The 7153-nt window shown below is 72.3% G+C and carries 7 protein-coding genes; 4 read left to right on the forward strand and 3 right to left on the reverse strand.

Features of this window, described 5'->3' with window-relative positions:
• The 4 genes from GT030_RS19700 to GT030_RS19715 form a co-directional block, all read left to right on the forward strand.
• On the forward strand, positions 1–530 hold a 530-nt coding region (locus GT030_RS19700), incomplete at its 5' end, for a zinc-binding dehydrogenase (protein WP_161202229.1).
• Positions 527–1708: an acyl-CoA dehydrogenase family protein gene (locus tag GT030_RS19705; protein WP_161202230.1), complete on the forward strand. Its 1182-nt coding sequence runs from the start codon at positions 527–529 to the stop codon at positions 1706–1708. The genes GT030_RS19700 and GT030_RS19705, both read left to right, overlap by 4 nt.
• Positions 1705–2796 (forward strand): acyl-CoA dehydrogenase family protein, encoded by a 1092-nt coding sequence (locus GT030_RS19710; protein ID WP_161202231.1) that lies wholly within the window; start codon positions 1705–1707, stop codon positions 2794–2796. Before GT030_RS19705 ends, GT030_RS19710 begins: the two co-directional genes overlap by 4 nt.
• 101 nt (positions 2797–2897) lie before the next feature.
• Entirely contained in the window at positions 2898–3092 is a 195-nt protein-coding gene (locus tag GT030_RS19715) for a hypothetical protein (RefSeq protein WP_030809112.1), read from the forward strand.
• A 10-nt stretch (positions 3093–3102) separates the two neighbouring features.
• On the opposite strand, the gene GT030_RS19720 is transcribed toward GT030_RS19715, so the two are convergent.
• The 3 genes from GT030_RS19720 to GT030_RS19730 form a co-directional block, all read right to left on the reverse strand.
• Positions 3103–3441 (reverse strand): DUF779 domain-containing protein, encoded by a 339-nt coding sequence (locus GT030_RS19720; RefSeq protein WP_346009688.1) that lies wholly within the window; start codon positions 3439–3441, stop codon positions 3103–3105.
• A gap of 160 nt (positions 3442–3601) precedes the next feature.
• Positions 3602–5587, reverse strand: coding sequence for a peptidoglycan recognition family protein (locus tag GT030_RS19725; protein WP_161202233.1), 1986 nt, complete (start codon positions 5585–5587; stop codon positions 3602–3604).
• Between the two features lie 197 nt (positions 5588–5784).
• Positions 5785–7153, reverse strand: a 1369-nt coding sequence (locus GT030_RS19730) for a M1 family metallopeptidase (RefSeq protein WP_237522682.1), incomplete at its 5' end; no start/stop codon positions are given.

The raw sequence follows: 7153 nt of genomic DNA on the forward strand, positions 1-7153 counted from the left end.
CCGCCGTCCAGCTCGGCAAGGCCGCCGGGGCGCGGGTCATCGGTGTCGTCGGCGGCGCCGAGAAGGCCGCCGTCGCCCGCGAGCTGGGCTGCGACGTGGTCGTGGACCGCCGCGCCGAGGACGTGGTCGCCGCCGTGAAGGAGGCCACCGGCGGCAAGGGCGCCGACGTGATCTACGACCCCGTCGGCGGAGAGGCGTACGCGCAGTCCGCCAAGCTCGTCGCCTTCGAGGGCCGGATCGTGGTCGTCGGCTTCGCCAGCGGTTCCATCCCGAGCCCCGCGCTCAACCACGCCTTGGTGAAGAACTACTCGATCCTGGGCCTGCACTGGGGCCTGTACAACACCAAGAACCCCAAGCTCGTGCTGCGCTGCCACGAGGAGCTGACCGAGCTGGCCGCGCGCGGCGCGATCAAGCCGCTGGTCAGCGAGCGCGTGCCGCTCGCCGGGGCGGCCGGCGCCGTGCAGCGGGTCGCCGACGGTGTGACCACCGGCCGGATCGCCGTCCTGCCGCAGAACGGAGCCACCGCATGATCGACGCCGGTGAACTGCGCCGCCGCACAGCCGAGTTGCTGGCCGCGTACCCGCCCGCCACCACCGACCGCCTCGACTTCCTCCGGGCCCGCTTCGACGCCGGGCTCGCCTGGGTGCACTACCCGGAGGGCCTCGGCGGACTCGGTGCCCCGCGGTCCCTCCAGGCCGTCGTGGACGAGGAGCTGGCCGCGGCCGGCGCCCCCGACAACGACCCGCGCCGCATCGGCATCGGCCTCGGCATGGCCGCCCCGACCGTGCTGCGCTACGGCACCGACGAGCAGAAGGCCCGCTTCCTGCGCCCGCTGTGGACCGGCGAGGAGGTGTGGTGCCAGTTGTTCAGCGAGCCCGGCGCCGGGTCCGACCTGGCCGCGCTCGGCACCCGTGCCGTGCGGGACGGCGAGGACTGGGTGGTCGACGGGCAGAAGGTGTGGACCTCCAGCGCCCATCTGGCCCGCTGGGCCATCCTCATCGCCCGTACCGACCCGGACGCGCCCAAGCACGCGGGCATCACCTACTTCATCTGCGACATGACCGACCCCGGCGTGGAGGTCCGGCCGCTGCGCCAGATCACCGGCGAGGCCGAGTTCAACGAGGTCTTCCTCACCGGTGTCCGCATTTCCGACCGCCACCGCCTCGGCGAGGTCGGCGACGGCTGGCGGGTCGCCCAGACCACGCTGATGAACGAACGCGTCTCCATCGGCGGCATGCGGCTGCCCCGCGAGGGCGGCATGATCGGCCCGGTCGCCAAGACCTGGCGCGAACGCCCCGAACTGCGCACCCACGACCTGCACCAGCGGCTGCTGAAGCTCTGGGTCGAGGCCGAGGTGTCCCGCCTCACCGCCGAACGGCTGCGCCAGCAGCTCAACGCCGGCCAGCCCGGCTACGAGGGTTCCGGCATGAAGCTCGCCTTCGCCCGCCTCAACCAGGAGATCAGCGGTCTGGAGGTCGAACTCCGGGGCGAGGAGGGCCTCCTGTACGACGACTGGACCATGCGCCGTCCCGAGCTGGTCGACTTCACCGGGCGCGACGCCGGGTACCGCTATCTGCGCTCCAAGGGCAACAGCATCGAGGGCGGGACCAGCGAGGTCCTGCTGAACATCGTCGCCGAGCGCGTCCTCGGTCTGCCCGCCGAACCGCGCACCGACAAGGACGTCCCCTGGAAGGACCTGGCCCGATGAGCACGCCGAACGCCGAGCCCGACCTCCTCTACTCCGAGGAGGAGGAGGCGCTGCGCGCCGCCGTCCGCGACCTGCTCACCGACCACTGCGGGCCCGCCGCGGTGATCGCCCGCACCGAGTCGGACACCCCGCACGACCCCGCCCTGTGGAAGCAGCTCACCGAGGGCATGGGCCTGGCGGGGCTGCTGATCCCCGAGGCGCGGGGCGGCCAGGGCGCCACGCACCGCGAAGTCGCCGTCGTGCTGGAGGAGCTGGGGCGGGCCGTGGCACCGGTGCCGTACCTCACCAGCGCCGTGGTCGCCACCGAGGCACTGCTCGCCTGTGACGACGCCGAGTTGCTGGAACGGCTTGCCTCCGGCCGCACGGTGGGCGCTCTGGCCGTCTCCCTGACCACCGCGCCCGGCGTCCCCTTCGCCACCGCCCGAGTCGACAACGGCGTACTGCACGGCGAGTTGACCGCCGTGGCGGACGCGGTCGCGGCCGACGTACTGCTCGTCCCGGCCGACGACGGCGATCTCTACGCGGTCGCCGCCGACGCGGTCACCCGCACCCCGCAGATCCCGCTCGACCTCACCCGCCCGCTCGCCACCGTCATCCTCGACGGCGCCCCCGGCCGCCGCCTGGGCCCTGCCGAACCTGCCGTACGGCGTGCGCTGCGGGCCGGTGCGGGACTGCTGGCCTCCGAGCAACTGGGCCTTGCGGACTGGGCGTTGACCGAGACCGTGCGCTATCTGAAGGAGCGCAAGCAGTTCAACCGGCCGGTCGGCGGATTCCAGGCGCTCAAGCACCGGCTCGCCCAGCTCTGGCTGGAGGTGGTCAACCTCCGCGCGGCCGCCCGCGCCGCGGCCGACGCGCTCACCACCGGCCACGACACCGACCTCACCGTCGCCGTCGCGCAGTCCTACGCCTCTCCCGTCGCCGTCCGTGCCACCGAGGAGGCGCTGCAGCTCCACGGCGGACTCGGCATGACCTGGGAACACCCCGTCCACCTGCACCTCAAGCGGGCCAAGGCCGACTCTCTCGCGTACGGCAGTGCGGGCGCCCACCGCGAGGCCCTCGCCGGCCTGGCAGACCTCCAGGCTCCCTGACACCACCCTTACGGGGGACACGTCAGCGCCCCGGAACAACCCTCCGCTACGCCACACTTGCGGCCGAACGCCGCACACCGGGCGTGGCGGAGGAGGTTCCGATGGCTGTTTCCATCTCAGTGGTGCTGCTGCTCCTGATCCTGGCGGTGGTCTTCATGCGCAACGGCGCGCTGAAGATCTCCCACGCCCTGGTCTGCATGCTGCTCGGCTTCTACCTGGCCAGCACCAGCATGGCCCCCACCATCAGCAGCGGCCTCACGGCGACCGCGGACCTGGTGAGCGGGCTGCGGCCGTGAGGCGGGACCGTCAGGTGCCGATCACGCGGGAGCGGATCAGGAAGCGGACGCCTTCGGGGGCTTCCAGGGAGAAGCCACCGCCCCGGCCGGGGACGACGTCGACGATGAGGCGGGTGTGGCTCCAGAGGTCGTGCTGGGACTTGGACATCCAGAAGCCCACCGGTTCCGGGACGCCGTCCAGGGCCAGTTCGGCGAGGAGGACGTCGGAGGCGCCGGTGCGGAACTCGCCCTCGGGGTAGCACATGGGGGCGCTGCCGTCGCAGCAGCCGCCGGACTGGTGGAACATCAGCGGACCGTGCTGCTCGCGCAGCCTCCGCACCAGTGCGGCCGCCTCGGGCGTGAACTCCACGCGCTGACTCTCTTGCGTTTCCACGGTCACCGTCCAGGAAGATCGGGGCGTCCGGACACCCCCAGTCTGGGCGCTCACCGGAGGCCAGTCCAGCGGTCGGCCACGACCCGCGAAAGCGGCCGGGGCCGGACCTCGCAGGTCCGGCCCCGGCCGCGGTGGGTCAGCTCCTGGACTTCGGCTTGGCCGGTTTCGGCGCACCGGCGGCCGCCGGAGGCTCCTTCACGTCCACGTCGCTCGCCCGCACATAGGCGAGCCGGTGGTCGAGCTGGATCTCGTAGTACTCCTCCTGCCCCTTCACCACCGGCGCCGGGGCGTCCTCGAACCTGGACCGGTCGACGTAGGTGCCGTGCACGACGGACTGCGTCACATACCGCTGACCCTCCTGGATCGTGTACGGCAGCGGCGCCTCCTGCTGCTCGTCCATCCCCACCGGATACGCCGACTCCTCCGGGAGCGCCCGCCCGAAGACCGGGATCTCCTGGCGGCCCTCCTTCGGCGTGATGGTCCGGGCCCGCTCGCCCACCGCGGTGGGCTGGTTCTTCGGGTTCCTGAACCACGCCTTGTGGCCCTGGAACCAGATCGCCGTCCAGTCACCCTGCCGCCCCGCCACGGCGAACGTCTGGCCCGCCGACACCCGCGACCCCAGGTCGTTGACGTCCACCGTGGTGTCGTCGCCGTCGGGCTTGCGGCCCGGGTCCTGGATCAGCCCGGAGTCCTCGCTCGGCTCGGTGTGCAGCCGGACCGCGCTGGACCCGTGCGGCGCGCACTTCCCGCCGCTCTCCACGCACCCGGTGAACACCGGCCTGTGCTTGGCGTACTCCGGAAGGATCATCACTGTGTCGCTGTCCGGCCCCGCCGTCGCCTTCAGCGGCGCGCCGAGCAGGTCGAAGTAGTGCCGCCAGTCCCAGAACGGACCCGGGTCGTCGTGCATGTCCGGGATGGCTCCCCCGGTCGGCGCCGGCACATTGTCGTGGCCGAAGACGTGCTGACGGTCCAGCGGGATGCCGTACTTCTTGGTCAGGTACTTCACCAGCCGGGCGGAGGAACGATACATCTGCTCCGTGTACCAGGCGTCCGGCTGCCGCAGGAAGCCCTCGTGCTCGATGCCGATCGAGCGGCCGTTCACGAACTGGCTGCCCGAGTGCCAGGCTTCGTCCTTGGTCTTGACGTGCTGGGTGACACTGCCGTCGCTGGACCGGATGGAGTAGTGCCAGGACGCCTCCGTCGGGTCCTGGACGGTCAGCAGCATCGAGGCCAGCGGCGCCTCGGTGTCATGGATGACGATGTACTCGATCCGCTGGTCCCTGGGCCGGTCGGCCAGGTCGTGGTTGCCGTACGCCTCGTCGTCGATGCGTACGTACGGCGCGCTCAGCCAGGAACACGACAGTTCCGCCGGGCACTCCACGTTCTTCGAGCGGGCCGCGCCCGCCGCCCCGGTCTTCGGGCGCACCCGGGGGCTCGCGGCCAGGACGACGTGCTGACCCGCGTCCGTGACGCGGTTCGCGCCCTTGCGGATGATGTCGAAGACATCGTTGGCGTAGGCCGCCGCCGCGCCCGCGTCATTGGAGCCCGGGAAGCGCGAGACCGCGTCCCACCAGTCGGCGGGGTCGGTGCTGAGCGGCTTGCCGAGCTGCTTCTGCGCCGCCGCGAGGAGGGCCGCGCCGCCACGCACGTTGGCGGCGTCGTCGGTGCGCAGCCGCTCCACCGGGAGACCGACCAGATCGGCCGCCCGCCGCAGGTCGGCGGAGCGCTGAGCCTCCTCGGCGGCCTTCTGCGCCGGGGACGGGCTGGCCTTCCGCACCTTCGGACGGGGCGTCACATGGTGCGGCGGGGTGGCGGCCGGCGGCCCCGCGGAGTCCACCAGGTGCATCGGCCCGTAGCCGCCGATGACGCTGGGTGCGCCCTGGTGGGAGTCCCACCGGGACTGGAGGTAGGACACGCCCATCAGGACGCTGCGGGGGACGTGGAACTCCTTCGCCGCGGCGGTGTAATCGTCCTGGAGACGTTGGTCGTTGGGACCGCCGGAGTCGTCCGAACGGTCGATCAGCAGGGGCACCAGGAGCGCCGCCGACGCGGCGGTCACGCAGATGATCCGCCGATGCCCGCGCACGGCACTGGACAGGCGGGGGGCAACGCGTTTTCTCATACGGGTGGCTCCAACGAGGTTCGGCGCGGCCGGAACATGCGGCCAGGGCGCGAACCAGGGCGCGCCCCGCATGTCACCCCGCTCACGTTTCCTTGCCTCACGCGCCGCGTCGCGCCGAGCGTCACTGGCGTGGACCATCCCCCGCGCTCAGGCCACCCGGTCGGCGGCAGCTGACCCCGCCGGGTGGGGGCAGCCCCTCACCCCTCCTCAACCGGGTCCACCCGCCAGTCCGGCCGGCCCGGCATGGGCGGGGTGTGCGAGCCGTACAGCCACGGGGTCAGAAAGCCCGTGAGGTCCTCGCCGGCCACCTTCGAGGCCAGCCTGACGAAGTCCCGGCTCCCGGCCACCCGTCCCCGATACGTCGTCACCCAGGCCTTCTCGACGCGCTCGAAGGTCTCCGCGCCGACCTTCTCCCGCAGGGCGTACAGCACGAGCGCCGAGCCGTCGTACCGCATCTGCCGGAACAGGCCCTCCACGTGCGGCTCGGCTGGGGCGCCGTCGTCGTGCCGCCACTGGTCGTGCTGCTCGTAGGCCGAACGCATCATGTCCTCCAGGCTCGGACCGCCCCGCGAGTCGGCGTACAGCAGCTCGTAAAAACGGGCATGACCCTCGCTCAGCCACAGGTCCGACCAGCGGCGGATCGCCACGCTGTCACCGGTCCAGTGGTGGGTGAGCTCGTGCACCAGATTGCGTTCGGCGGCGACCTGATCCCCCAGCAGGTCCGCGCTCGGCACCACCGAGAGGGACTGCGTCTCCAGCGCCACCGGCAGTTCGGTGTCCCCCACCAGCACGCCGTAGCGCCGGAACGGGTAAGGGCCGAGCCGTTGCTCCAGCCAGGCGAGGTGGTCCGGCGTCAGCGCCCGGTACGCCTTCGTCTCCGCCACCAGCCCCGCCGGCACCACGTCCCGCAGCGGCAGCCCGTGCGGGCCGGTGCCGTCGACCACGTCGAACTTTCCGACGGCCAACTGGACCAACTGTGGGGCGACCGGATACTCCGAGTCGTACGTCCAGCGGACCCGGCCGTCGCGCAGGGGGACGCGGGTGACGAGCCGTCCGTTGGCCACCGCTGTCAGGCCCGGCGGGGTGGTGATGTGGAAGGTGAACGGCGCGCGCAGGCTCGGGTGGTCGTCCGCCGGGAAGATCATCCGGGCGCCGTTCGGCTGCGGGGACAGCACGGTGCCGTCCGCCGTCGGCACCCAGCCGTAGTCCTGAATCGCGTCGGTGCGGTGGCGCCGCTGGGTGGGGTCGGCGGTGTAGATGACCCTCACGGTGAAGGCGCGGCCCCGCGCGAGCGGCTTCGCGGGGGTGACGACCAGTTCGTCGCCCCGGCGCGCCGTCTTCGCGGGCGCACCGTCGACGGTGACGCCGCGCAGGGTGTTGCCCGCGAAGTCGAGGTCGAAGCGGGAGAGGGCCTGGGTGGCGGTGGCCCTGATCGTGGTGGCGGCGGCGAAGGGGGTTCTCGGTGCCTGCCAGTCGAAGTCCAGGGTGTAGCGGTGGACCATGTAACCGCCGTTCCCGTCCAGTGGCATCAGGGGGTCGCCGATGCCGGGGGCGCCGGGGGAGGGG

The organism is Streptomyces sp. SID1328 (genome assembly GCF_009865595.1).
In the GTDB taxonomy this organism is placed as follows: domain Bacteria; phylum Actinomycetota; class Actinomycetes; order Streptomycetales; family Streptomycetaceae; genus Streptomyces; species Streptomyces griseoluteus.

What these genes read in the sequence shown, in the direction of transcription:
- GT030_RS19715 (WP_030809112.1), top strand. Translation starts at nt 2,898, where the DNA reads ATGGCTGTTTCCATCTCAGTGGTGCTGCTGCTCCTGATCCTGGCGGTG.
- GT030_RS19705 (WP_161202230.1), top strand. Translation starts at nt 527, where the DNA reads ATGATCGACGCCGGTGAACTGCGCCGCCGCACAGCCGAGTTGCTGGCC.
- GT030_RS19710 (WP_161202231.1), top strand. Translation starts at nt 1,705, where the DNA reads ATGAGCACGCCGAACGCCGAGCCCGACCTCCTCTACTCCGAGGAGGAG.
- GT030_RS19725 (WP_161202233.1), bottom strand. Translation starts at nt 5,587, where the DNA reads ATGAGAAAACGCGTTGCCCCCCGCCTGTCCAGTGCCGTGCGCGGGCAT.